Genomic DNA, 23,086 nt, shown 5'->3' with positions numbered 1-23,086 from the left:
GCTTACGGGTTAGTCACGCGGTGGCCGCAGCGACGGCTGGCGTTTAGCCGCGTACCCAGCCTTTGCGGATCGGCAGGGAGAAGCAGAGACGATACAGTCGCTGCAGCTGGCGATACAGCGCCGGTCCGAACGTATGCCAGATCAGCGCCGCGCCGAGGCAGCCGCACATTCCGGCCAGCAGACCGCCGACCATATCCAGAGGCCAGTGCACGCCGAGATAGACGCGGGACCAGGCGATGGCGGCGGCGATGGCCATCAGCAGCGCGCCGGACCACAGGCGGTGCCAGAACAGAAAAGCCAGGGCAAAGGTAAAGCTGACGGTGCCATGATCGCTGGGGAAGGAGTCGTCCGCCGCGTGATGCAGGAAGTTATAGCCTACGCCGGCGACAAACGGCCGATCGTGCGGATAGAGGTGGCCGATCGCCCACGACACGGTCAGGCTAATCATCAGCGCCAGCATCAGCTTAAACACCATCTGCCGCTGGGCAGGCCCCCACAGCCATAATGTCACTACCAGCAAGGGCACGATCAGAATCAGATCTTTGGCGATCAGGATCGCCACCTCAATGGCCCACTGCGGCGAGGCCGGCGTCGCGTTGATCAGGGCGAACAGCGCGTAGTTAATATTTTCCAGCATAGACTTCCAGGCTCGTTGGTCCGATAGCAAATAAGCCGCCTACCCTAAAAAAAAGCGGTGTGGAGATAAAGCAGCATTGTCTTAAAGATCAGGTTGTTAAGAAATCTTGCAAATGGATTTCAATGCTAACCGCCTGAAAAGCGCCAGTATATCGTTTGTCACATTGCTGAAACATAAACGGAATATATACGCAGGCTGAATAGCAGGGGGAGAGTGCGGACGGCGGCGCGCAATTCGCAATATTGTGCGGTGTCACCCACAATTCACTATCTCCGCGCCGGGAGTTTCATTAAACTTTGCGCGATTTTTGATAGATAAGAGATTTCATGCAAAATTATTCGCTTTCAGGCCGCCGCCTCGGAAGGCAGGCGTTGCTGTTCCCGCTATGTCTGGTGCTGTACGAGTTTTCCACCTATATCGGCAACGATATGATCCAGCCGGGTATGCTGGCCGTGGTTCAGGAGTTTCAGGTGGGCAACGAATGGGTACCTACCTCGATGACCGCCTATCTGGCCGGCGGCATGTTTTTACAGTGGCTGCTGGGGCCGCTGTCGGACCGTATTGGCCGCCGCCCGGTGATGTTGACCGGGGTGGTATGGTTTATCGTCACCTGTCTGGCGACGCTGCTGGCGCAGACCATTGAGCAGTTTACCCTGCTGCGCTTCCTGCAGGGGATCAGCCTGTGCTTTATCGGCGCGGTAGGCTATGCGGCGATTCAGGAGTCCTTTGAGGAGGCGGTGTGTATCAAAATCACCGCCCTGATGGCCAACGTGGCGCTGATTGCCCCGCTGCTGGGGCCGCTGGTGGGCGCCGCCTGGGTGCACGTGCTGCCATGGGAGATGATGTTCGTCCTGTTCGCCGTGCTGGCGGCCATCTCATTCGTCGGGCTGCAGCGGGCGATGCCGGAAACCGCGACGCGGTTGGGCGAAAAGCTGTCGGTTAAAGAGCTGGGCCGCGATTATCGCCTGGTGCTGAAAAACCTGCGCTTCGTCGCCGGTGCGCTGGCGACAGGCTTCGTCAGCCTGCCGTTGCTGGCGTGGATTGCCCAGTCGCCGGTGATTATTATCAGCGGCGAACAGGCCACCAGCTATGAGTATGGCATGCTGCAGGTGCCGATTTTCGGCGCGCTGATTGCCGGTAACCTGGTGCTGGCGCGCCTGACTTCGCGCCGTACCGTGCGCTCGCTGATTATCATGGGCGGCTGGCCGATCATGTTTGGTCTGATCCTCTCCGCGGCGGCGACCGTGGTCTCTTCCCACGCTTATCTGTGGATGACCGCCGGCCTGAGCTTTTACGCCTTCGGAATTGGCCTCGCGAATGCCGGGCTCGTGCGCTTAACGCTGTTCGCCAGCGAGATGAGCAAAGGCACGGTCTCGGCGGCGATGGGAATGCTGCAGATGCTGATCTTCACCGTCGGCATTGAGCTCAGCAAACATGCTTATGAGCTGGGGGGCAACGGCTTGTTCAGCCTGTTTAACCTGCTGGGCGGAGTACTGTGGCTGGGGCTGATGATCTACTTCCTGAAAGATAAAAGCGTCGGCAATTCGCAGCAGGCGTAACCGGTGGCAAACCCGGATGCACAAAGGCATCCGGGGTCTTATCAGGCGAACGGCGCTTCGCGATTTAACACCTTATCAATAATCTGCAGCACGCCTTCTTCATTGTTGTGCGGCGCGTGATGGCTGGCGACGGCTTTGACGTCTTCCCGGGCGTTGGCCATGGCAAAGCCAAATCCGGCGTGCTGCAGCATCTCGATATCATTGCCGCTATCGCCGAACGCCACCACCTCATGATCCTCAATGCCCCAGCGCTGCTGCAAAATGCGCAAGCCGTTGGCTTTGTGCACCCCAGGCATAATTAAGTCAATACTGCCGTAGCCGGTGGCCACCGCGGTGACCATATCCCCCAGCGCCGCGTGCAGCTTCGGCTGAATTTCCGGGATCAGGCTGTCCGGTACGTTGAGACCAAATTTGAGGATCGCGTCATCAAGGTGGTTAAAATCATCCACCAGTTCGAGGCGGTGATAATACTTCGCCGCCACATTCTTCAGCGCGTCGTTATAGCGGTTGAGAGTGTAGGCGCTGCGCTTCCCGCAGGCGATGATTTCGATATTCGGCAGGGTCTGCAGATGATCGACCACGGCGTTGAAATGGTGGAGCGGCAGCTGGCAGTTGAAGACGTCTTCATTGCCGCTCACCACCCAGCCGCCGTTTTCCGCCACAAAGGCGATCTGATGGGCGATCTCCGGGAAAAAGGAGATCAGCTGATAATACTGGTTGCCGCTGGCGACCACGAAGCGAATATTCTGTTCACGCATTCGCTGGTACTGGGCGAGGAAGCGCGGCCGGTTGTAAGTTTTGGCATCGCTTAAAAAGGTGCCGTCCATATCCACCGCAATCAGTTTGATGCTCATTAGCTGTTCTCCATAACGGGTTCAGATTGTGGCTTAGCCACCGCGCGGGCGACCAGTGCCGCCACCATCACCAGACCCAGCACCACCATCATGGCGCTGCGCAGGCCGAAGTGTTCGCCGAGGAAGCCCAGCAGCGGCGGCCCGACGAGGAAAGCAAGATAACCGGTGATCGCCACCACGCTGACGCGCTTGGGCGCGTCCGGCCCGGTATCGCTGGCGGCGGAGATGGTCAGCGGGAAGCCGAGCGAGGCGCCGATGCCCCACAGCAGTACCGAGATGCCCGCCACCCAGGGGTTATCGACGAAGATGATCAGGCCAATACCCAGGGCGCCCATCACCGCGCTGCCGCGGACCACCGTCACCCGGCTGTAGCGATCGATAAACCAGCCGCCAGTAAAGCGGCCCAGCGTCATGCCGAGGGTGAAGCCGGCATAGATCAGCGAGCCGGAGGTGGGGCTAAAGCCGTGGCCGTCCACCATCAGCAGCGGCAGCCAGTCGTTGGCCGAGCCTTCGGCAAAGGCCATCGCCAGGACGATGACCCCGATCAGCAGCAACTGCGCGTCGCGCCATACCGGCAGACCCTTCGCCTCACCGTGGGCGGCTTCGGCGGCGTTTTTACCGGTGCCATCGGGAATGGCGCGGATGGCAATGGCGATGGGCAGAATAGCCACCAGCGCGGCCGCCAGGATATGCGGGGCGGCAGGCAGGCCGAATCCGGTCACTGCCATGCCCACCCCGGCGCCGAACAGGGTGCCAAAGCTGTAGAAGCCATGCATCATCGGCAGCACCGTTTTATTCATCTCTCGCTCGATGGCCGCGCCTTCGACGTTAATAGCGACTTCTGCAGAGCCAAAGCTGGCGCCAAAGATGGCCAGGCCGAAGGCGAACAGCGGGGCGGAAGAGACCCACAGGGCCAGGCTGAGCACCAGCATGCCGAGTACGGCGAAGGACATGGTGGTGCGGATGACCTTGCGGGTACCAAAGCGCTTCACCAGCCACGCTGAGCAGAGAATACCGCTCATCGACCCCACCGACAGACCAAACAGCACCACGCCCATTTCTGCCGTAGAAAGCATCAACTGATCGCGGATCGCCGGCGTGCGGGTAGCCCAGGAGGCCATTAATAAGCCGGGGATGAAAAAGAACATAAACAGCGCCCACAGCCGAAGCTGGAGCGCTCTGCGCGAGGTTTGCGTCGTCATCCGTAAACGCCTTAAAGGAGAAGAGTGAAGACAACAGTAGCAAGCATGTGTACATTTGTACATAAACCGGAAGAGGAAAATCATGACCCGTAGACCGAACGATCCGCAGCGCCGCGAGCGCATCCTGCAGGCGACGCTGGACACCATCGCGGCGCACGGCGTCCAGGCGGTGACGCACCGCAAAATCGCCCTCTGCGCGAATGTGCCGCTGGGGTCGTTGACCTATTATTTCAGCGGCATCGAGGCGCTGGTTGAGGAGGCGTTCAGCCAGTTTACCGCCGAGATGTCGGCGCAGTATCAGCAATGCTTTGCCGGGGTAACGAACCGGGAACAAGCCTGCGATGCCATCGCGGAGCTGATCTTCAGCGCCCAGGTGACCACGGCGCGCAATATGGAGCTGATGTATCAGCTGTACGCGTTCTGCAGCAGCCAGCCAGCGCTAAAGGGGGTGATGCAGAACTGGATGCGGCGCAGCCAGCAGACGCTGGAGCAATGGTTCGCCCCCGATACCGCCCGCGGCCTCGACGCCTTTATTGAAGGGATGACTTTGCACTTTGTCACCGACCGCGCGCCGCTGTCGAAGGCGGCAATCCGGCTGCTGGTTGGGCAGCTGGCGGGGGAGAGGGCGCAGGAAGAGGGGCGCTGAGGCGGTGCGAGACATGCGTGAGGGATAAATTCAGGCAACAAAAAACCCATCAACCTTGAACCGAAGTGGCGGGGTTGATGGGCTCCACAAAATGGGGACATCAAAGAAAAGCAGTGGCATTACTTATGACTGATGCCCTGAGAAAAAGTTCTGCCTGTGACGGCTTTTTTCTCAAAAATTTATTGTAGCCCTGGCCAGATGATCACGATGAGCGTCCCGGCAAGGGTAAGCAGCACGTTGGCGATGGCGTAGGTGCCTGCGTAGCCGAGCGCCGGAATGTTGCTGCGCGCGGTATCGCTGATGATCTCCATTGCCGGGGCGCAGGTGCGGGCGCCCATCATGGCGCCAAACAGCATTGCCCGGTTCATGCGCAGCACATAGGCGCCGAACAGGAAGCAGATCACCACCGGCAACAGGCTGACAATAAGCCCTGCCGCCAGCATCTGACCGCCGACGGCGCCCAGACCATTATTGATCCCGGCCCCGGCGCTGAGTCCGACCCCGGCCATAAACACCATCAGGCCAAACTCTTTCACCATGTTCAGCGCCCCCTGCGGGATATAGCCGAAGGTTGGGTGGTTGGCGCGCAGGAAGCCAAGCATAATGCCGGCGAACAGCAGGCCGGCGGCGTTGCCGATGCCGAAGCTAAAAGAGCTGAACTGGAAGGTGATCATGCCGATCATCAGGCCGACGATAAAGAAGGCGCAGAAGGCCAGCAGGTCGGTCACCTGGCTGTGAATGGAGATGAAGCCGATGCGGTCGGCCACGGTTTTTACGCGGCGGGCGTCGCCGCTGACCTGCAGCACGTCGCCTTTGTTCAGCACCACGTTATCGTCGATAGGCATTTCAATCTGGCTGCGGATCACCCGGTTTAAGAAACAGCCGTGGTCGGTGAGCTTCAGCTGCGCCAGGCGGCGGCCGACGGCGTTGTGGTTTTTGACCACAATCTCTTCGGTGACGATGCGCATGTCGAGCAGATCGCGGTCGAATACCTCTTTGCCGTTACGGAAGCTCGGGTCGAGGCGAGCGTGCGCGTCCGGATAACCCACCAGCGCAATATCGTCGCCCATCTGCAGCACCGCGTCGCCGTCCGGGTTGGCCAGAATGCCGTTGCGGCGGATGCGTTCGATATAGCAGCCGGTCTGGCGATAAATACCCAGCTCGCGCAGATTTTTGCCATCCGCCCAGGCAACCAGCTCCGGGCCAACGCGGTAGGCGCGGATCACCGGCAGGTACACTTTACGTTTTGAATCGGTATCGAGGCCGCGCTCGCGGGCGATTTGCTGGGCGCTGGTCTGCAGATCCTGATGCTGCAGCTTGGGCATATAGCGGGCGCCGACGATCAGACTCACCAGGCCGACCAGGTAGGTCAGGGCATAGCCGAGGCTCAGATGGTCAAGCGACTGCGCCAGCTGATCGCTGGGCAGGCCGAAATGGCGCAGGGTGTCGCCCGCGCCCACCAGCACCGGGGTGGAGGTCATGGCGCCCGCCAGCATCCCGGCGGTAAGACCAATATCCCAGCCGAACACTTTGCCCAGCACGGTGGCGATCAGCATCGCGCTGCCGACCATCACCAGCGCCAGCATCAGGTAGTTTTTGCCGTCGCGGAAAAAAATGGAAAAAAAGTTGGGTCCGGCTTCCACGCCGACGCAAAAAATAAACAGCATAAAGCCGAGATTAAGGGCATCAGTGTTAATCGCGAAATGCTGTTGACCTAATAAGAGAGAAACGACTAAAACGCCAATGGAATTACCAAGTTGTACTGAGCCGAGACGCAGTTTTCCCAGGCATAGTCCTAATGCAAGTACAACGAATAATAACAGGATGTAATTCCCGTTTAACAAATCTGCGACGTTTATATTCACGAAAGCCAACTTCTCATTTACTAGTAAGTTGTTGAAGGAAATGGTTATTTGGTCTAAGGTTGCTCAGGCGTTCGCGTTGTGGCGAACCTATTCTGGCACCCTGTTATAACCAGCAAAAATATACCCGCTAGTTTAATCCTTCCTGGATGCGGCGGCTAGTGACAATCGTTTTTAGGCTGGTTGGGGAGTTATTGGCATGGATTGCCGAAATGCTTTATCTGACTGGGCGACGTGGACGTGAGTTAGAGGCAACATCAGGAGGATACGGTGAAGTCTGAGCGTAGTTGGGCCGGTATTATCTGCGGCTTCGTTCTGTTCATTGTGGTGTGCTTATCGCTGCTATTACATATGAAAGGGGCCTTTCGCGCCAGCGGCAACCCGGAGCTGGGCCTGCTCTTCTTTTTGCTGCCAGGGGCGGCGGCGAGCTGCCTCTCTCCCGGACAGCGGGTACTGCGTCCTTTGCTGGGTGCGATGCTGGCGGCGCCGGTCTGTATGGTGACGATGCGGCTGTTCTTCGTGACGCACAGAACGTTCTGGCAGGAGATGGCGTGGGTACTGAGCGCGGTGTTCTGGTGCGCGCTCGGGGCGTTGTGCTTTTTGTTTATCTGCGCCTGGCTTGATACCTGGCGCAGTCACTCATCGAGCAAATAAATTGACTCAGGCAAACAGGCCAAGGTTCTCTTTCGCCCAGGCTTCGAAATCGGTGCAACCGCCGATGTGTTTCTGGTCGACGAAGATCTGCGGCACGGTTTCAACCGGTTTGCCGACGGTCTTTTCCAGGTCAGCTTTGCTGATGCCTTCGGCGTGAATATCCACGTAACGGTAGTTAAAGTCATCACGCTCGTTGGTCAGTTTTTCTGCCAGCTCTTTGGCGCGAACGCAGTAAGGGCAGCCTGGACGACCAAAAATAACGGTAAACATTGCTTCTCTCCTTAAACCTCAGCCGGATGGCGAATGGCGCTTATGATGCCTGCATTGACCGGTGAGGGAAAGAAGGTTCTGCCTTTTGCTTCGATGGTTTACGGCTATGTTTGATAAATGTCGTACTATCAAAACCCGTATACTGACCCGGCGGCGTAGTGAGATTGTCTGATGCGCCGCGCTTATCAACCGGAGAGGTGTGATGCGAAAATTTGCCCCGTTGCCGAAAAGCATTCTGCTGGTTGAGATCCTCGGGATGGGGCTGTTAACCCTCGCCTGGCTCTCGCTTAACCAGTATGTCCAGCTGCCTGCGCCCATTGCCAGCCCGACCGCGGCGCTGGTGATGCTCTTTGCCGGGATCGTACTGATGATCCCCGCCGCCATCGTCGTTATGTGGCGGATGGCGCAGATCGTGGCCCCGCAGTTAACGCACTCTCCAAAGCCTGAATCCTTGTCTGACAGAGAAAAACGTAATGACGCCGACCATTGAGCTGCTGCGCAGCCACCGTTCCATCCGCCACTTCACCGATGCCCCCGTGAGCGACGAACAGCGCGCAGAAATTATCGCCAGCGCGCAAGCGGCATCGACCTCGAGTTTTTTACAATGCACCTCCATCATCCGTATTACCGACCCGGCGCTGCGTGAGCAACTGGTCCCGCTGACCGGCGGCCAGCAGCACGTCGCCCAGGCGGCGGAGTTTTGGGTCTTCTGCGCCGACTTTAACCGCCACCTGCAGATTTGCCCACAGGCGCAGCTGGGGCTGGCTGAACAGCTGCTGATCGGCGTCGTCGATACGGCGCTGCTGGCGCAAAACGCGCTGATTGCCGCCGAGTCCCTCGGGCTGGGCGGCGTCTATATCGGCGGGTTGCGTAATAGCATCGAGGCGGTGACCGAGCTGCTGGCGCTGCCGCAGCACGTCCTGCCGCTGTTCGGTCTTTGCCTTGGCTGGCCGGCGGATAACCCGGACATCAAGCCGCGGATGCCGGCCGCCATGCTGGTGCATGAGAACCACTATCAGCCGCTGGATAACGCGCTGCTGGCGGACTATGACGACCAGCTGGCGCACTATTATCTGTCGCGCGGCAGCAACGCCCGCCGCGATACCTGGAGCGATCATATCCGTCGCACTATCGTGAAAGAGAGTCGTCCGTTTATTCTCGACTATCTGCATAAGCAGGGGTGGGCAACACGCTGATTACGTGTACACTGCTGCTCCGGCCAGGTGATCTCCGCCGCCGGCCGCAGGAAAGGTGAAAGTGTGTTCGATAGCTGAGGCCCGCCAGAGCGGGTCTTTTTGCAGAGGTGCAGGATGAAAATTGCCATATTATCCCGGGATGGAACGCTTTATTCATGTCGACGCCTGCGCGAAGCGGCGCAACAGCGCGGGCATCAGGTCGAGATCCTCGATCCGCTTTCCTGTTATATGAATGTCAGTCCGGTGGCATCGTCCATCCACTACAAAGGGCGTCAGCTACCGCATTTTGATGCGGTGATCCCGCGGATTGGCTCGGCGATCACCTACTATGGCACCGCGGCTTTGCGTCAGTTTGAACTATTGGGAAGCTATCCGCTGAATGAGTCGGTCGCCATCACCCGCGCTCGCGATAAGCTGCGCTCGCTGCAGCTGCTGGCGCGCCAGGGTATCGATTTGCCGCTGACCGGCATCGCTCACTCCCCCGATGACACCAGCGACCTGATCGCCATGGTGGGCGGGGCGCCGCTGGTGGTGAAGCTGGTGGAAGGCACCCAGGGGATCGGCGTGGTGCTGGCGGAGACCCGTCAGGCGGCGGAGAGCGTGATCGACGCCTTTCGCGGGCTGAATGCGCATATTCTGGTGCAGGAATATATTGCCGAGGCGAAAGGCTGCGATATTCGCTGCCTGGTGGTCGGCAATGAGGTGGTGGCGGCGATCGAACGGCGGGCTAAAGAGGGCGACTTTCGTTCTAACCTGCACCGCGGCGGCATGGCCACGGTGGCGCAGATTAGCGACGAGGAGCGGGCGATTGCCATCAAGGCGACGCAAACCCTTGGGCTCGATGTCGCCGGTGTCGATATTTTACGCGCCACCCGCGGGCCGCTGGTGATGGAGGTGAATGCCTCGCCGGGGCTGGAAGGGGTGGAAACCACCACCGGCGTGGACATCGCCAGCCGGATGATCGCCTGGATCGAGCGCCAGGCGACGCCGGAATTCTGTTTGAAAATAGGCGGCTAGCCGCTGGATGCAAGTCTGTCATGGTATGCGGCGCTTTTTTTGCGTAAGCTATGGCGTCGTTTTTTCATTGTAAGGGGTCACAGGCACTATGGATTCACTGGTCGTTCCAGGTCTGGATACGCTACGCCGCTGGCTGGATGAGATCGGCATCAGCTTTTTTGAGTGCGATTCCTGCCAGGCATTGCATCTGCCGCATATGCAGAATTTCGACGGTATTTTTGATGCCAAAATTGACCTGGTAGACAACGTGGTGCTCTTTTCCGCCCTCGCGGAGGTGAAGCCGTCCGCTCTGCTGGCGCTGTCGGCGGATCTCTCGGCTATCAACGCCAGTTCGTTAACTGTGAAGGCGTTTATCGATATTCAGGACGATAACTTGCCCAAGCTGGTGGTCTGTCAGTCGTTGTCTATCGGCCCGGGGGTGACCATGGAGCAGTTCGCCTGGTTCTTCCGCCAAAGCGAAGAGCAGATCTCAATGGTGATCCTCGAAGCCGGCGCCAACCAGCTGCTGTACAAAGGCGAAGAAGAAGAGCCCGCGGCGGAAAACGTGCAATACCATTTTCTTCACTAAACCTGCCTAAAATTAGCGCAGCCACTACCGCAGCGGCTGCGTATTACCCGCTTTTATTCTGCGTTTATCCTTCTCTTAAAGCATTATTCACCGCCATTCAGGCCGTTTTGGCTTATCACGTAGACCGTTATTGCATAAAAATTTGATAAAAGGCGTTTTTTTACCTGGGCTATAGCCTCTTATTCTGGCTACAGTTATTCTGGCGATGCTTCCAGTTGCGAGCAACCACTCCGGGAGAGATCCGCTCTCCTTTTCTCAGGCAATGAAAAAATATGCATGATTCTTGCATGCGTTGAAATGCGTATATTTGAGCCCGTAAATTAACGGGCGTTGAGAAGGATAAGAGATATGACCGCCTTTGGTAAAAAATGGTTAACAGGTCTGGTTACGGGTGCGCTGATGGCCGTCTCTGCCGGTTCGCTCGCCGCCGAACAAAAAACCCTGCATGTTTATAACTGGTCTGATTATATTGCGCCGGACACGGTAGCGAATTTTGAAAAAGAGACCGGGATTAAAGTCGTGTATGACGTTTTTGATTCCAACGAAGTACTGGAAGGCAAATTAATGGCCGGCAGCACCGGTTTCGACCTGGTGGTACCGTCGGCAAGCTTCCTTGAGCGCCAGCTGGCGGCGGGCGTGTTCCAGCCGCTGGACAAGAGCAAGCTGCCCAACTGGAAGAACCTTGATCCCGAAGTGTTGAAGCTGGTCGCCAAGCATGACCCTGAGAATAAATACGCCATGCCTTACCTGTGGGCGACGACGGGCATTGGCTACAACGTGGATAAGGTGAAAGCCGTCCTCGGTAAAGATGCGCCGGTGGACAGCTGGGATCTGGTGCTGAAGCCGGAGAACCTTGAAAAACTGAAAAGCTGCGGCGTCTCCTTCCTCGACGCGCCGGAAGAGATTTTCGCCACCGTGCTGAACTACCTCGGCAAGGATCCGAACAGCAGCAAAGCGGATGATTACACCGGCCCGGCGACCGATCTGCTGCTGAAGCTGCGGCCGAACATTCGCTACTTCCACTCTTCGCAATATATTAATGACCTTGCCAACGGCGACATCTGCGTGGCGATCGGCTGGGCAGGGGATGTCTGGCAGGCGGCCAACCGCGCGAAAGAGGCGAAGAACGGCGTTAACGTCTCCTACTTTATTCCGAAAGAAGGCGCGCTGGCGTTCTTTGATGTCTTTGCCATGCCGGCCGACGCCAAGAATAAAGATGAAGCCTATCAGTTCCTTAACTATCTGATGCGCCCGGATGTGATCGCTAAAATCAGCGACCAGGTGTTCTACGCCAACGGCAACAAGGCCTCCACACCGCTGGTCAGCGAGACGATCCGTAACAACCCGGCGATTTATCCGCCAGCGGATGTGTTCGCCAAACTGTTCACGCTGAAGGTGCAGGATCCGAAGATTGACCGCGTGCGCACTCGCGCGTGGACCAAAGTGAAGAGCGGCAAATAATCTCTGACGGCCCGTCGAACACGGGCCGAATCAGATCTGCACTCGCCGGGAAATGGCAGCGCGCCCGGCGAGCAGAAGCACCAGGATGGTGCAATTGCACTGTTAAGCACGAAGTATGGCACCGGACCATATGGTGATCGTTTTTTTGCCGGAGAGCACCCGATTGAACGACGTAATGCCCCGCCCACAGGCGAAAGCCCCCAAAGCGCTGACCCCGCTACTGGAAATCCGTAACTTAACCAAGTCGTTCGATGGCCAGCACGCGGTCGACGACGTCAGTCTCACTATCTATAAAGGCGAAATTTTTGCTCTGCTGGGCGCATCAGGCTGCGGGAAATCGACCCTGCTGCGTATGCTGGCGGGCTTTGAACAACCGACCGCCGGGCAGATTATGCTCGACGGCGTGGATCTGGCGCGCGTGCCGCCCTATCAGCGGCCTATCAATATGATGTTCCAGTCCTACGCCCTGTTTCCCCATATGACCGTTGAGCAGAATATCGCCTTCGGTCTGAAGCAGGATCGTCTGCCTAAGGCGGAAATCACCGCCCGGGTGCAGGAGATGCTGGCTCTGGTGCATATGCAGGAATATGCCAAACGCAAGCCGCACCAGCTCTCTGGCGGCCAGCGCCAGCGCGTCGCGCTGGCGCGTAGCCTGGCGAAACGGCCGAAGCTGCTGCTACTCGATGAGCCGATGGGCGCGCTGGACAAAAAGCTGCGCGATCGCATGCAGCTGGAGGTAGTGGATATTCTCGAACGCGTTGGCGTGACCTGCGTGATGGTGACTCACGACCAGGAAGAGGCGATGACCATGGCGGGCCGTATCGCCATCATGAACCGCGGCAAGTTTGTGCAGATTGGCGAACCGGAAGAGATTTACGAGCACCCGACCACCCGCTATAGCGCCGAGTTCATCGGCTCGGTGAACGTCTTTGAAGGGCTGGTGAAGGAGCGTCTGGAGGATGGCCTGGTGTTGAGTTCGCCAGGACTGGTGCACCCGCTGAAGGTCGACCCCGACGCGTCGGTGGTGGACAACGTGCCGGTCTGGGTGGCGCTGCGCCCGGAGAAGATCATGCTGTGCGATGAACCACCGGCGGACGGCTACAATTTTGCCGTCGGCGAGGTGATTCATATCGCCTATCTCGGGGATCTCTCTATCTATCATGTGCGCCTGCAAAGCGGGCAGATGATCAGCGCCCAGTTGCAGAATGAACACCGCCATCGGAAAGGAACGCCCACCTGGGGTGACGAGGTGCGTTTATGCTGGGATGCGGATAGCTGCGTAGTGCTGACGGTGTAAGGAGAGGGCGATGAGTACCGTTGAATCCCCGTCAGGGGCGAAAAAACCGGGCGGCTTCGGGCTGTGGGCGGCGCGCCTGCAGATGGCGCATGGCCGCAAGCTGGTGATTGCGCTGCCCTATCTGTGGCTGATCCTGTTGTTCATGCTGCCGTTCCTGATCGTGTTCAAGATAAGTCTTGCCGAGATGGCGCGGGCGATCCCTCCCTACACCGAGCTGATGGAGTGGGCGGATGGCCAGCTGACGCTGACCCTCAACTTTGCCAACTTCCTGCAGTTGACTGACGATCCGCTCTATTTCGAAGCTTATCTCCAGTCGCTGCAGGTGGCGGGCATATCGACGATCTGCTGCCTGCTGCTGGGCTATCCGCTGGCCTGGGCGGTGGCGCACAGCAAGCCGTCGACGCGCAATATTCTTCTGCTGCTGGTGATCCTGCCGTCGTGGACGTCATTCTTAATCCGCGTTTATGCCTGGATGGGGCTGCTGAAAAGCAACGGCGTGTTGAATAACTTCCTGCTGTGGTTAGGGGTTATCGATCAGCCGCTGGAGATCCTGCACACCAACCTGGCGGTGTATATCGGTATTGTGTATGCCTATCTGCCGTTTATGGTGCTGCCGATCTACACCGCGCTGACCCGCATCGACTATTCGCTGGTGGAGGCCTCGCTGGATCTCGGCGCCCGGCCGCTGAAGACCTTCTTCCAGGTGATCGTCCCGCTCACCAAAGGCGGCATTATTGCCGGTTCGATGCTGGTGTTTATCCCGGCGGTGGGGGAGTTCGTGATCCCGGAACTGCTGGGCGGGCCGGACAGCATCATGATTGGCCGCGTGCTGTGGCAGGAGTTCTTTAACAACCGCGACTGGCCGGTCGCCTCGGCGGTGGCGATTGTCATGCTGCTGCTGCTGATCGTGCCGATCATGTGGTTCCACAAGCACCAGCAAAAACAGATGGGAGAGCAGGGATGAACGACTTGCCGGTAGTACGCTCGCCGTGGCGCATTCTGATCCTCGTGCTCGGGTTCACCTTCCTCTATGCCCCGATGCTGATGCTGGTGATCTACTCGTTCAACAGCTCGAAGCTGGTAACGGTCTGGGCCGGGTGGTCGACGCGTTGGTATAGCGAACTGTTCCACGATGACGCGATGATGAGCGCGGTGGGGCTGAGTCTGACCATCGCCGCCTGCGCGGCGACGGCGGCGGCGATCCTCGGTACCATCGCCGCGGTGGTGATGGTGCGCTTTGGACGCTTTCGCGGGTCTAACGGCTTCGCATTTATGATCACCGCGCCGCTGGTTATGCCGGACGTGATCACCGGGCTCTCGCTGCTGCTGCTGTTCGTGGCGCTGGGACATGCCATCGGCTGGCCGTCGGATCGCGGCATGTTGACCATCTGGCTGGCGCACGTCACCTTCTGTACCGCCTACGTGGCGGTGGTGATCTCCTCGCGTCTGCGTGAACTGGACCACTCGATCGAAGAGGCGGCAATGGATTTGGGGGCGGCACCGCTGAAGGTCTTTTTCGTCATCACGTTGCCGATGATTATGCCGGCGGTGATCTCCGGCTGGCTGCTGGCCTTCACATTGTCGCTGGATGACCTGGTTATCGCCAGCTTTGTCTCCGGCCCCGGGGCCACGACCTTGCCGATGCTGGTCTTCTCCAGCGTGCGCATGGGGGTCAACCCGGAGATTAACGCCCTGGCGACACTCATCCTGGGTGTGGTCGGTATTGTTGGTTTTATCGCCTGGTATTTGATGGCCCGCGCAGAAAAGCAGCGAGTGCGCGATATCCAGCGTGCAAGACAAGGCTGAACCACCTAAAATCGGTACAGCAGCCTCCGGTCGGCGCCACCCTGTGGCGCCGTTTTCATGGAAGACATTACGTTGGGATTGTTTACGAAAACTCGCTCATCGCATGCCCGCCTTAACGTCCCTGCGCTGGTGCAGGTGGCGGCCTTTGCTATTATTTTGATCCGCGCTCTGGACCTGCTGATGATCCTCAATCTGTTGGGTCTGCAGGGGCTGAACGAATTCATACACCGCAGCGTCCAGACCTGGAACCTGACGCTGGTCTTCCTCGGCAGCCTGGCGCTGGTATTTGTCGAAATCTGGTGCGCCTTCTCGCTGGTGAAAGGGCGCAACTGGGCGCGCTGGGTCTATCTGCTGACGCAGATTATCGCCGCCGGCTACCTGTGGGCGGCGTCGCTGGGCTACGGGTATCCGGAACTGTTCAGCATTCCCGGCGAATCCAAACGGGAGATCTTCCACTCGCTGGTGATGCAAAAACTGCCGGATCTGCTGGTTCTGACGCTGCTGTTTGTGCCGGCGAACTGCCGTCGGTTTTTCCGCCTGCAATAACGGTGATACAATCCCCGCCCCTGGATTTTTGAAGGTCAATTATGCATTGCGCACTCTACGACGCCGGCCGCTGCCGCTCCTGTCAATGGCTGGAGCGGCCGGTCCCGCAACAGCTCGCCGATAAAATGGCCGATCTGTGCACGCTGCTGGCGGCGATCCCGGTCGCTGCCTGGGGCGAGCCGGTCAGCGGGCCAGAGACGGCCTTTCGTAACAAGGCCAAGATGGTGGTCAGCGGCAGCGTTGAGCGTCCGCTGCTGGGGATGCTGCATCGCGATGGCACCCCGGTGGATCTCACCGACTGCCCGCTCTATCCCGCCGAGTTTGCGCCGGTGTTTGCCGTCCTGAAGCCCTTTATCGCCCGCGCCGGGTTAACCCCCTATAACGTCGCGCGCAAGCGCGGGGAGCTGAAATATCTGCTGCTAACCGCCAGCCAGCAGGGGGAGATGATGCTGCGCTTCGTGCTGCGCTCAGAGGCCAAGGTGGCCCAGCTGCGCGCTGCGCTGCCGTGGCTGCAGGCGCAGCTCCCGCAGCTCAAGGTGATCACGGCGAATATCCAGCCGGTGCATATGGCAATCATGGAAGGCGAGCAGGAGATCTTCTTCACCGAACAGCAGGCGCTGGGGGAGGTCTTTAATGAGGTGCCGCTGTGGATCCGCCCGCAAAGTTTCTTTCAGACCAACCCGGCGGTAGCCAGTCGGCTGTATGCCACCGCCCGCGACTGGGTGCGCGCGCTGCCGGTCCAGCATATGTGGGATCTGTTTTGCGGCGTCGGGGGATTTGGCCTGCACTGCGCGACGCCGGCGATGCGCCTGACCGGTATCGAGATTGCCCCGGAAGCGATCGCCTGCGCCAGACAGTCAGCCGCGCAGCTGGGGCTCAGCAATCTGCATTTTCAGGCGCTGGACTCGACACAGTTCGCCACTCATGAAGACGATATCCCGCAGCTGGTGTTGGTCAACCCGCCGCGTCGCGGCATTGGCGCCGAACTGTGCGACTATTTAAGCCGCATGGCGCCGCCCTATATCATCTATTCCAGCTGTAACGCTCGCACCATGGCGACCGATATTGCCCGTCTTCGCGGCTATCGCGTCGAGCGGGTCCAGCTGTTTGATATGTTCCCTCACACCGCGCACTACGAAGTGCTGACCCTGCTGGTCCGCGAAGTTTAAACAAAATGTGAAGGCTTTGCGTCGCTGAAATCAGGTAAGCTTGGCGCTGCATGTTTTGTTATTGGTGGGGGGAATCTAATGGCCAAAACCATTCTGCTGGTGGAAGATGACGAGGATATTGCCACGCTGCTGCGGCTCAATCTTCAGGATGAGGGCTATCAGATTGTGCATGAAGCCGACGGCGACCAGGCCCTTGTCCAGCTGGAAAAGCAGGTCTGGGATGCGGTGATCCTTGATTTGATGCTGCCTGGCGTCGATGGCCTGGAGATCTGCCGGCGTATCCGTCAGATGACCCGCTACCTGCCAGTAATTATCATCAGCGCTCGCACCAGCGAAATGCACCGCGTGCTGGGCCTGGAGATGGGCGCCGATGATTATCTGGCGAAGCCCTTTTCACTGCTGGAGCTTATCGCCCGCGTCAAAGCGCTGTTTCGTCGCCAGGAGGCGATGGGGCAGAACCTGCTGATGGACGCCGGGCGCCTGTCCTGCCATGGCCTGAGCATCGATCCGCTGTCGCGCGAAGTGAAGCTGCGCGGCGAGGTGGTGGACCTGACGCCGCGCGAATTCGATCTGCTCTATTACTTCGCCCGCCATCCCGGTGAGGTGTTTTCGCGGCTGGCGCTGCTGGAGCAGGTCTGGGGATATCAGCACGAGGGCTATGAGCACACGGTTAATACCCATATCAACCGCCTGCGCAGCAAAATCGAACGTGACCCGGCGGAGCCGGACATTATTCTTACCGTCTGGGGTAAAGGCTATAAATTCGCCCCGATGTCGCAAGAGGTCGCCCCGTGATCCGCCGCCTGAGCCTCAGCCAGCGGTTGGCGCTGGTGGTGGTCTCCCTGCTGATGCTGTGCGCGGCGGCGGTATGCGCCGTTCAGTTACACAGCAGCGCGCAGTATGGCAACGCCATGGTGCAGCGCCTCTCCGCCGGGCTGGCTCAGCAGATTGTCGCCCGCGAGCCGCTGCTGGACGCCCACGGCGGGGTCAACCGGCAAACCCTGAAGTCGTTGTTCGACCGCCTGATGACCTTTAACCCCAGCGTGGAGCTCTATCTGCTGTCGCCGGATGGCGACCTGCTGGCCGATGCGGCGCCGCCGGGACATATCCAGCGCCAGCGTATCGATATGGCGCCAGTGCAGGCTTTTCTCACCGGCAGTGCGTCGCCGGTGTATGGCGACGATCCACGTAGTCTCGACGGACGAAAAGTCTTCAGCGCCGCTCCGCTGCGCGTCGACGGGCAGCTGCGCGGCTACCTGTATATCATTTTGCAGGGAGAGACCTTTAATCAGCTGGCGGCCGACGCCTGGCAAAAAACGCTGTGGAGCATTGTTCTGTGGACGCTGCTGCTGGTGGCCCTGTTTGGCCTTCTGACAGGGGGGCTGGCATGGTTCTGGGTCACCCGGCCGGTCCGCCAGCTCACCGCCCAGGTCGCGGCGAGCGGCCAGGACAGCATCAGCGCCATCAAAACTCTGGCGGCCCGCACGCCGGAGCCCCTGCCTGGTAACGAGGTGGCGGTGCTCGAGAATCGCTTTATTGACCTTGCGCAGCAGATAGCCGGCCAGTGGGATCGGCTGGCCGACAGCGACCGCCAGCGCCGCGAATTTGTGGCCAATATCTCCCATGATTTGCGTACGCCGCTCACCTCGCTGCTGGGGTATCTGGAAACGCTGACGCTGAAGGATGAACGGCTGACCGCCGAGGAGCGCAGGCAATATCTCACCATCGCCCTGCGTCAGGGCAACAAAGTGCGCCATCTCTCGCAGCAGCTGTTTGAGCTGGCGCGACTGGAGCACGGGAGCATTAAGCCGCAGCGCGAGCGTTTTGCGATGGGGGAGCTGATCTCCGATGTCGCGCAGAAGTTTGAATTAACTGCCCGCACGCGCGAGGTGAACCTGCGTATTGATGTGCCGGGACCGCTGCCGCTGATTAACGCCGATGTGTCGATGATTGAGAGGGTGGTGACCAACCTGCTCGATAACGCGATGCGGCATACGCCCGTCGGCGGGGAGATCCGTCTGGCGGTCTGGCAGGAGGATCAACAGCTCCAGGTGGAAGTGGCCGACAACGGAACGGGCGTCGATGCCGCGCTGCGCGACGATCTGTTCCAGCGGCCGTCGGCGTTGTCTACCCAGGCATCGCGGGAGGATCGCGGCGGGTTAGGGCTACTGATTGTGAAACGAATGCTGGAGTTGCACGGGGGCGGTATCAGACTGGTGGAGTCGGTAAGCGGGGCGCGGTTCAGGTTCTTCGTGCCACTTTAAGACATTGCCGGATGGCGGATACGCCTTACCCGGCTACGGGGGAAGAGTAGGCCGGGTAAGCGCAGTGCCACCCGGCAAAAAATTTACTCCGGGAACCATTGGTTGCTGATTTTCTGGTAGGTACCGTCGGCCTTAATCGCTTTCAGCGCGGCGTTCAGTTTCTCCAGCAGCGCCTTGTTATCCGGGCGCACGGCAATGCCGAGTCCGGTGCCGAAGTATTGCGGATCCGTCACTTTCGGCGTGGCTGCGCCCAACTGCGGGTTGGTTTTCAGCCACTCGTTGACCACTGCGGTATCGCCGAACACGCCGTCGATACGGCCATTTTTCAGATCGATAATCGCATTCTGGTAGCTGTCATAGGCGACGGTCTTCACCTCAGGATGTTTATCCTGCAGATATTTCTGGTGGGTGGTGCCGTTTTCCATGCCGATCCGTTTGCCTTTCAGGTCATCGAAGGAATGGAACGCGTCTTTTTTGGCGATCACCAGCGCCGAGTTGGCGTAGTACGGGTCGGTGAAGGCCACCTGCTTGCTGCGTTCCGGCGTAATATCCATTCCGGAAATCACCGCATCATATTTCTTGAACTTCAGTGCCGGGATCAGGCTGTCAAAAGCGTGGTTGGTAAAGGTACATTCTGCCTGCATTTGTTTGCACAGCGCTTTGGCCAGGTCGAGATCGAAACCAACAATCTGATTATTGGCATCCATCGATTCAAACGGCGGATAGGTTGCGGACACGCCGAAGCTGATTTTCTCTGCGGCGGCAGCGCCGAAGGTGAACGTGGTGAGCAGTGCAGCCAGAACTAACTTTTTCATCGTGGAACTCCCGTCTGTCAATCTTATGATTATTCGCCGTGTCTGCGGCATAGAGTGACAATGCCATTAAATGAATTTATATGCAATAAATATGATTAAATATTTTTAATGCCATAAAAAAAGACGGACAGGTGTTAGACTTGTCCGTCTTGTTGTCTTCTTTTTATGCAATAAGGCTCCGGCGCTAGTTACGTCGCTCGAAGGCCAGCGCTTTACGTTCCACCAGGCGCATCAGCAGCGTCAGCAGTCCGTTGACGATGAGATAGATAATCCCGGCGGCGCCGAACACCATCACGTCGTAGGTGCGTCCGTACAGCAGCTGGCCGTGGCCCATTACTTCCATCAGGGTGATGGTGTAGGCCAGAGAGGTACTCTTGAAAACCAGCACCACTTCGTTGGAATAGGACGACAGCGCACGCTTAAAGGCATACGGCAGCAGGATCGCCAGGGTATCCTTTTTACTCATCCCCAGCGCGCTGCACGACTGCCATTGCCCGTCGGGGATCGCCCGGATGGCGCCATAAAACAACTGAGTGGTGTAGGCGGCGCTGTTGAGCGACAGGGCGATCAGAGCGCACAGCCACGGTTCAGAGATAAGATGCCACAGCCACGGATAATCCTGCAGCGAAGGAAACTGTCCGGGGCCGTAGTAAATCAGGAAGATCTGCACCAGCAGCGGCGTACCGGTAAACAGGGTGATATAGCCGCGGACTATCCACACCAGCCCCGGCGTCTTCAGCGTCAGGATAATGGTAAAAATCAGCGACAGGATCAGCGCCACGATAATCGACGCCACGGTCAGCGTCAGGCTGGTATGAAGCCCTTTCAGCAGTTCGGGTAAGTAGTCGAGCATCAGCCTGGTCTCCGTTCGAAGCGCGTCGCACGCTGGTCAATCCGCTTAAGGATGTATTGACTCAACAGGGTGATGACGAGATAGATTGCCGCCGCAATGATATACCAGTTAAAGGGTTCCTGAGTGCGGGTGGCGATGCTTTTGGTCTGCAGCATCAGATCGTTGACGCTGATCAGGCTCACCAGCGCGGTGTCCTTCAGCAGCACCAGCCACTGGTTACCGAGGCCAGGCAGAGCATGGCGCCACATCTGCGGCATCACCAGACGGAAGAATATGGCCGCTTTCGACAGCCCCAGCGCCTGGCCGGACTCCCACTGGCCCTGCGGAACGGCTTTCAGCGCGCCGCGCAGCGTTTGCGAGGCGTAGGCGGCATACAGCAGCGACAGGGCGATCGCCCCGCAGAGGAACGGACTGACGTCAAAGTTCTCAATCTGCATCTGCACCGGGATCTGCGTGAACCCGAGCGGGATGGTGAAACCGTCAGAGAGCGTCAGCAGCAGCTGGGAAGAGCCGAAATAGATAAACAGCACCACCAGAATTTCCGGTAGTCCGCGCAGGATGGTCACAATGCCGGTTGCAAGCCAGGCTACCGGGCGCCATTTCACTGACTCCAGTACCGCAAAGAGCATCGCCAGGACCAGGCCGATGACGAGCGCGCAAACGGCAAGGCCGACGGTCATCCCGGCGGCGCTTGCTAATGGAAAAATTTCGTTCATTCAGTCTTACTTCTGGAACCATTTGTTATAGATGGTCTGGTAAGTGCCGTCTTTCTTCACTTTTTCCAGCGCAGCGTTAAATTTCTGCTGCAGATCGGTGTTGCCCTGACGCACGGCAATGCCCAGCCCGGTGCCGAAATAGGCTTTGTCGGTCACTTTGTCGCCCACGGCCGCCAGCTTCGGATTGCTCTTCAGCCATTCGGTGACCACGGCGGTATCGCCAAAGACCGCGTCAATACGACCATTCTGCAGGTCCAGCTTCGCATTCTGGTAGCTGTCGTAAGGAACGGTAGTAATTTCCGGATGTTTATCGGTGATGAATTTCTGGTGGGTGGTGCCGTTCTGCACGCCCACTTTTTTGCCCTTCAGCTGGTCAATGCTGGTGAACTTACCCTGCTGACCGACGAACAGCGCCGAGTTGTCATAATACGGGGTAGAGAACAGCACCTGCTTTTCACGCTCCGGCGTGATGTCCATCCCGGCCATGACCGCGTCGAAACGGCGGAATTTCAGTCCCGGGATCAGGCTGTCAAAGGCCTGGTTGGTAAAGGTACAAGTGGCATCGATCTCTTTACACAGCGCGTTCGCCAGATCGACATCGAAACCGACGATCTGGTTGTTGGCGTCCACCAGCTCAAACGGAGGGTAGGAGGCCTCGGTGGCGAAACGAATGGTCTGCGCGGCGGAAGCGGAGAGGCTCATGCCTGCGAGCAGGGCGGCTATCAGTACTTTTTTCATCGTCATTTCCCCGAAGAACATCAATGTGAAAGATAGTTTTTAAACGCGTCAGTTTGCGGATGCGTGAAGCAGGAGGCATCCCCTTGCTCGACGATATGGCCATTTTCCATATACACCACCCGGCTGGCCGTCTTGCGCGCCACTTCAACTTCGTGGGTGACGATAACCTGGGTGATGCCGGTTTCAGCCAGCTCGCGAATGATGCTGACGATCTGAGCCGTGATTTCCGGGTCAAGCGCCGCGGTAGGCTCATCGAACAGCAGGACCTGGGGCTCCATCATTAGCGCGCGGGCGATAGCCACACGCTGCTGCTGGCCGCCGGATAAATGCAGCGGGTAGCGATCGCTGTAAGGCTTCAGACGCAGACGCTCCAGCAGTTTCTCTGCGCGAGACAGCGCCTGATCCTTGCTTAACCCCAGTACGCGGCAGGGGGCTTCGATCAGGTTCTGCTGTACCGTCAGGTGCGGCCACAGGTTGTATTGCTGGAAGACCATGCCGACGTTCTGACGCAGCTCGCGAATCGCTTTATCGGACGGCGCTTTGGTGAAGTCGAATTGGTTGCCGGCGATGGATAACGAACCGGACCGCGGCATCTCCAGCAGGTTGAGTACGCGCAGCAGCGAGCTCTTCCCGGCACCGCTGGGGCCGAGCAGCACCAGCGTTTCCCCCTGCGGGCAATCCAGCGTGATGTCGAACAGCGCCTGGTGTGCGCCGTAGAAGCAATTAATGCCGTTTAGTTTAATACTCATCTGGGCAGTCTGATACGAATAGCTATTGAGGCCGCAAATACTACCTTTGGCAGAATAGTTATGCAATATTTATGCGTTAAAAGTTAAATCTAAACCACGTTTAGCTTTAAAGTTAGCACAAAATATGGCCTGGTGGGTGAGGGGGGCGCAAATGTCGGCATTCCTGGGGCGAATACCGACATTTTACCGGGGTTATCGTTTCAGCGG

General features: G+C 58.5%; 25 protein-coding genes. 15 read left to right on the top strand and 10 right to left on the bottom strand.

Features of this window, described 5'->3' with window-relative positions:
• Positions 1 to 43: 43 nt before the first annotated feature.
• The gene (ybjG, locus tag NKJ21_RS18800; RefSeq protein ID WP_012542354.1) at positions 44 to 637 is read right to left on the bottom strand and encodes an undecaprenyl-diphosphate phosphatase; all 594 of its coding nucleotides are present in this window, start codon (positions 635 to 637) and stop codon (positions 44 to 46) included.
• A 326-nt stretch (positions 638 to 963) separates the two neighbouring features.
• Between ybjG and kdeA the strand changes: the two genes are divergently transcribed.
• The gene (gene kdeA, locus NKJ21_RS18795) at positions 964 to 2,196 is read left to right on the top strand and encodes a multidrug efflux MFS transporter KdeA (protein WP_008805806.1); all 1,233 of its coding nucleotides are present in this window, start codon (positions 964 to 966) and stop codon (positions 2,194 to 2,196) included.
• 41 nt (positions 2,197 to 2,237) lie between these two features.
• On the opposite strand, the gene NKJ21_RS18790 is transcribed toward kdeA, so the two are convergent.
• Both NKJ21_RS18790 and NKJ21_RS18785 read right to left on the bottom strand, forming a co-directional pair.
• Positions 2,238 to 3,050, bottom strand: coding sequence for a Cof-type HAD-IIB family hydrolase (locus NKJ21_RS18790; RefSeq protein ID WP_012968637.1), 813 nt, complete (start codon positions 3,048 to 3,050; stop codon positions 2,238 to 2,240).
• Complete coding sequence (locus tag NKJ21_RS18785; RefSeq protein WP_008805808.1) at positions 3,050 to 4,252, bottom strand: MFS transporter; 1,203 nt, start codon at positions 4,250 to 4,252, stop codon at positions 3,050 to 3,052. The genes NKJ21_RS18790 and NKJ21_RS18785 overlap by 1 nt, the downstream gene beginning before the upstream one ends.
• Positions 4,253 to 4,334: 82 nt before the next feature.
• Here NKJ21_RS18785 and NKJ21_RS18780 point away from each other — a divergent pair, with 82 nt between their 5' ends.
• Positions 4,335 to 4,898 carry a TetR/AcrR family transcriptional regulator gene (locus NKJ21_RS18780; protein ID WP_117115957.1) on the top strand — a complete coding sequence of 188 codons (564 nt, stop codon included), beginning with the start codon at positions 4,335 to 4,337 and terminating at the stop codon, positions 4,896 to 4,898.
• Positions 4,899 to 5,077: 179 nt separating this feature from the next.
• Here the strand turns inward: NKJ21_RS18780 and NKJ21_RS18775 are convergent, their stop codons facing one another.
• On the bottom strand, positions 5,078 to 6,763 hold the full coding sequence (locus NKJ21_RS18775) for an aspartate:alanine antiporter (protein WP_008805810.1): 1,686 nt from the start codon (positions 6,761 to 6,763) through the stop codon (positions 5,078 to 5,080).
• A gap of 267 nt (positions 6,764 to 7,030) precedes the next feature.
• Between NKJ21_RS18775 and ybjM the strand changes: the two genes are divergently transcribed.
• On the top strand, positions 7,031 to 7,414 hold the full coding sequence (gene ybjM / locus NKJ21_RS18770) for an inner membrane protein YbjM (protein WP_008805811.1): 384 nt from the start codon (positions 7,031 to 7,033) through the stop codon (positions 7,412 to 7,414).
• Between the two features lie 6 nt (positions 7,415 to 7,420).
• Here ybjM and NKJ21_RS18765 read toward each other — a convergent pair whose 3' ends face one another.
• The gene (locus NKJ21_RS18765) at positions 7,421 to 7,684 is read right to left on the bottom strand and encodes a GrxA family glutaredoxin (RefSeq protein WP_002896352.1); all 264 of its coding nucleotides are present in this window, start codon (positions 7,682 to 7,684) and stop codon (positions 7,421 to 7,423) included.
• Positions 7,685 to 7,886: 202 nt separating this feature from the next.
• Between NKJ21_RS18765 and NKJ21_RS18760 the strand changes: the two genes are divergently transcribed.
• The 12 genes from NKJ21_RS18760 to NKJ21_RS18705 all read left to right on the top strand — a co-directional run bounded on the left by NKJ21_RS18760 (position 7,887) and on the right by NKJ21_RS18705 (position 19,008).
• Complete coding sequence (locus NKJ21_RS18760) at positions 7,887 to 8,174, top strand: YbjC family protein (RefSeq protein ID WP_008805812.1); 288 nt, start codon at positions 7,887 to 7,889, stop codon at positions 8,172 to 8,174.
• Positions 8,158 to 8,880, top strand: coding sequence for a nitroreductase NfsA (gene nfsA, locus NKJ21_RS18755; RefSeq protein WP_012542350.1), 723 nt, complete (start codon positions 8,158 to 8,160; stop codon positions 8,878 to 8,880). The genes NKJ21_RS18760 and nfsA overlap by 17 nt, the downstream gene beginning before the upstream one ends.
• 114 nt (positions 8,881 to 8,994) lie before the next feature.
• Entirely contained in the window at positions 8,995 to 9,897 is a 903-nt protein-coding gene (rimK, locus tag NKJ21_RS18750; protein ID WP_012542349.1) for a 30S ribosomal protein S6--L-glutamate ligase, read from the top strand.
• Between the two features lie 88 nt (positions 9,898 to 9,985).
• Positions 9,986 to 10,465, top strand: coding sequence for a YbjN domain-containing protein (locus NKJ21_RS18745; protein WP_002896365.1), 480 nt, complete (start codon positions 9,986 to 9,988; stop codon positions 10,463 to 10,465).
• Positions 10,466 to 10,813: 348 nt separating this feature from the next.
• A complete protein-coding gene (gene potF, locus NKJ21_RS18740) occupies positions 10,814 to 11,926 on the top strand; it encodes a spermidine/putrescine ABC transporter substrate-binding protein PotF (protein WP_002896368.1) in 1,113 nt (370 codons plus the stop codon).
• 163 nt (positions 11,927 to 12,089) lie between these two features.
• Complete coding sequence (gene potG, locus NKJ21_RS18735) at positions 12,090 to 13,223, top strand: putrescine ABC transporter ATP-binding subunit PotG (RefSeq protein WP_012542348.1); 1,134 nt, start codon at positions 12,090 to 12,092, stop codon at positions 13,221 to 13,223.
• A gap of 10 nt (positions 13,224 to 13,233) precedes the next feature.
• Positions 13,234 to 14,187, top strand: a complete 954-nt coding sequence (gene potH, locus NKJ21_RS18730) for a putrescine ABC transporter permease PotH (RefSeq protein WP_008805816.1) — start codon at positions 13,234 to 13,236, stop codon at positions 14,185 to 14,187.
• A complete protein-coding gene (gene potI, locus NKJ21_RS18725) occupies positions 14,184 to 15,029 on the top strand; it encodes a putrescine ABC transporter permease PotI (protein WP_002896372.1) in 846 nt (281 codons plus the stop codon). Before potH ends, potI begins: the two co-directional genes overlap by 4 nt.
• A 57-nt stretch (positions 15,030 to 15,086) precedes the next feature.
• Positions 15,087 to 15,575, top strand: coding sequence for a YbjO family protein (locus NKJ21_RS18720; protein ID WP_008805817.1), 489 nt, complete (start codon positions 15,087 to 15,089; stop codon positions 15,573 to 15,575).
• Between the two features lie 41 nt (positions 15,576 to 15,616).
• Positions 15,617 to 16,744: a 23S rRNA (uracil(747)-C(5))-methyltransferase RlmC gene (rlmC, locus tag NKJ21_RS18715; protein ID WP_254733131.1), complete on the top strand. Its 1,128-nt coding sequence runs from the start codon at positions 15,617 to 15,619 to the stop codon at positions 16,742 to 16,744.
• A gap of 78 nt (positions 16,745 to 16,822) precedes the next feature.
• Positions 16,823 to 17,539 (top strand): response regulator transcription factor, encoded by a 717-nt coding sequence (locus tag NKJ21_RS18710; RefSeq protein ID WP_012542345.1) that lies wholly within the window; start codon positions 16,823 to 16,825, stop codon positions 17,537 to 17,539.
• Positions 17,536 to 19,008 (top strand): ATP-binding protein, encoded by a 1,473-nt coding sequence (locus NKJ21_RS18705; RefSeq protein ID WP_012542344.1) that lies wholly within the window; start codon positions 17,536 to 17,538, stop codon positions 19,006 to 19,008. The genes NKJ21_RS18710 and NKJ21_RS18705 overlap by 4 nt, the downstream gene beginning before the upstream one ends.
• A gap of 83 nt (positions 19,009 to 19,091) precedes the next feature.
• Here NKJ21_RS18705 and artJ read toward each other — a convergent pair whose 3' ends face one another.
• The 5 genes from artJ to artP form a co-directional block, all read right to left on the bottom strand.
• A complete protein-coding gene (artJ, locus tag NKJ21_RS18700) occupies positions 19,092 to 19,823 on the bottom strand; it encodes an arginine ABC transporter substrate-binding protein ArtJ (RefSeq protein ID WP_008805821.1) in 732 nt (243 codons plus the stop codon).
• 184 nt (positions 19,824 to 20,007) lie between these two features.
• Positions 20,008 to 20,676: an arginine ABC transporter permease ArtM gene (artM, locus tag NKJ21_RS18695; protein ID WP_008805822.1), complete on the bottom strand. Its 669-nt coding sequence runs from the start codon at positions 20,674 to 20,676 to the stop codon at positions 20,008 to 20,010.
• Positions 20,676 to 21,392 carry an arginine ABC transporter permease ArtQ gene (gene artQ, locus NKJ21_RS18690; protein ID WP_002896386.1) on the bottom strand — a complete coding sequence of 239 codons (717 nt, stop codon included), beginning with the start codon at positions 21,390 to 21,392 and terminating at the stop codon, positions 20,676 to 20,678. Before artQ ends, artM begins: the two co-directional genes overlap by 1 nt.
• A 6-nt stretch (positions 21,393 to 21,398) precedes the next feature.
• Positions 21,399 to 22,130: an arginine ABC transporter substrate-binding protein ArtI gene (gene artI, locus NKJ21_RS18685; RefSeq protein WP_002896390.1), complete on the bottom strand. Its 732-nt coding sequence runs from the start codon at positions 22,128 to 22,130 to the stop codon at positions 21,399 to 21,401.
• Between the two features lie 20 nt (positions 22,131 to 22,150).
• Positions 22,151 to 22,879 (bottom strand): arginine ABC transporter ATP-binding protein ArtP, encoded by a 729-nt coding sequence (artP, locus tag NKJ21_RS18680; RefSeq protein ID WP_012542343.1) that lies wholly within the window; start codon positions 22,877 to 22,879, stop codon positions 22,151 to 22,153.
• Positions 22,880 to 23,086: the final 207 nt, after the last annotated feature.

The organism is Klebsiella sp. SWET4, from assembly GCF_024296565.1.
In the GTDB taxonomy this organism is placed as follows: Bacteria; Pseudomonadota; Gammaproteobacteria; order Enterobacterales; family Enterobacteriaceae; genus Klebsiella; species Klebsiella variicola.
The sequence above is the reverse complement of the archived record's forward strand: the minus strand, read 5'-3'. Positions and strand labels throughout refer to the sequence as shown.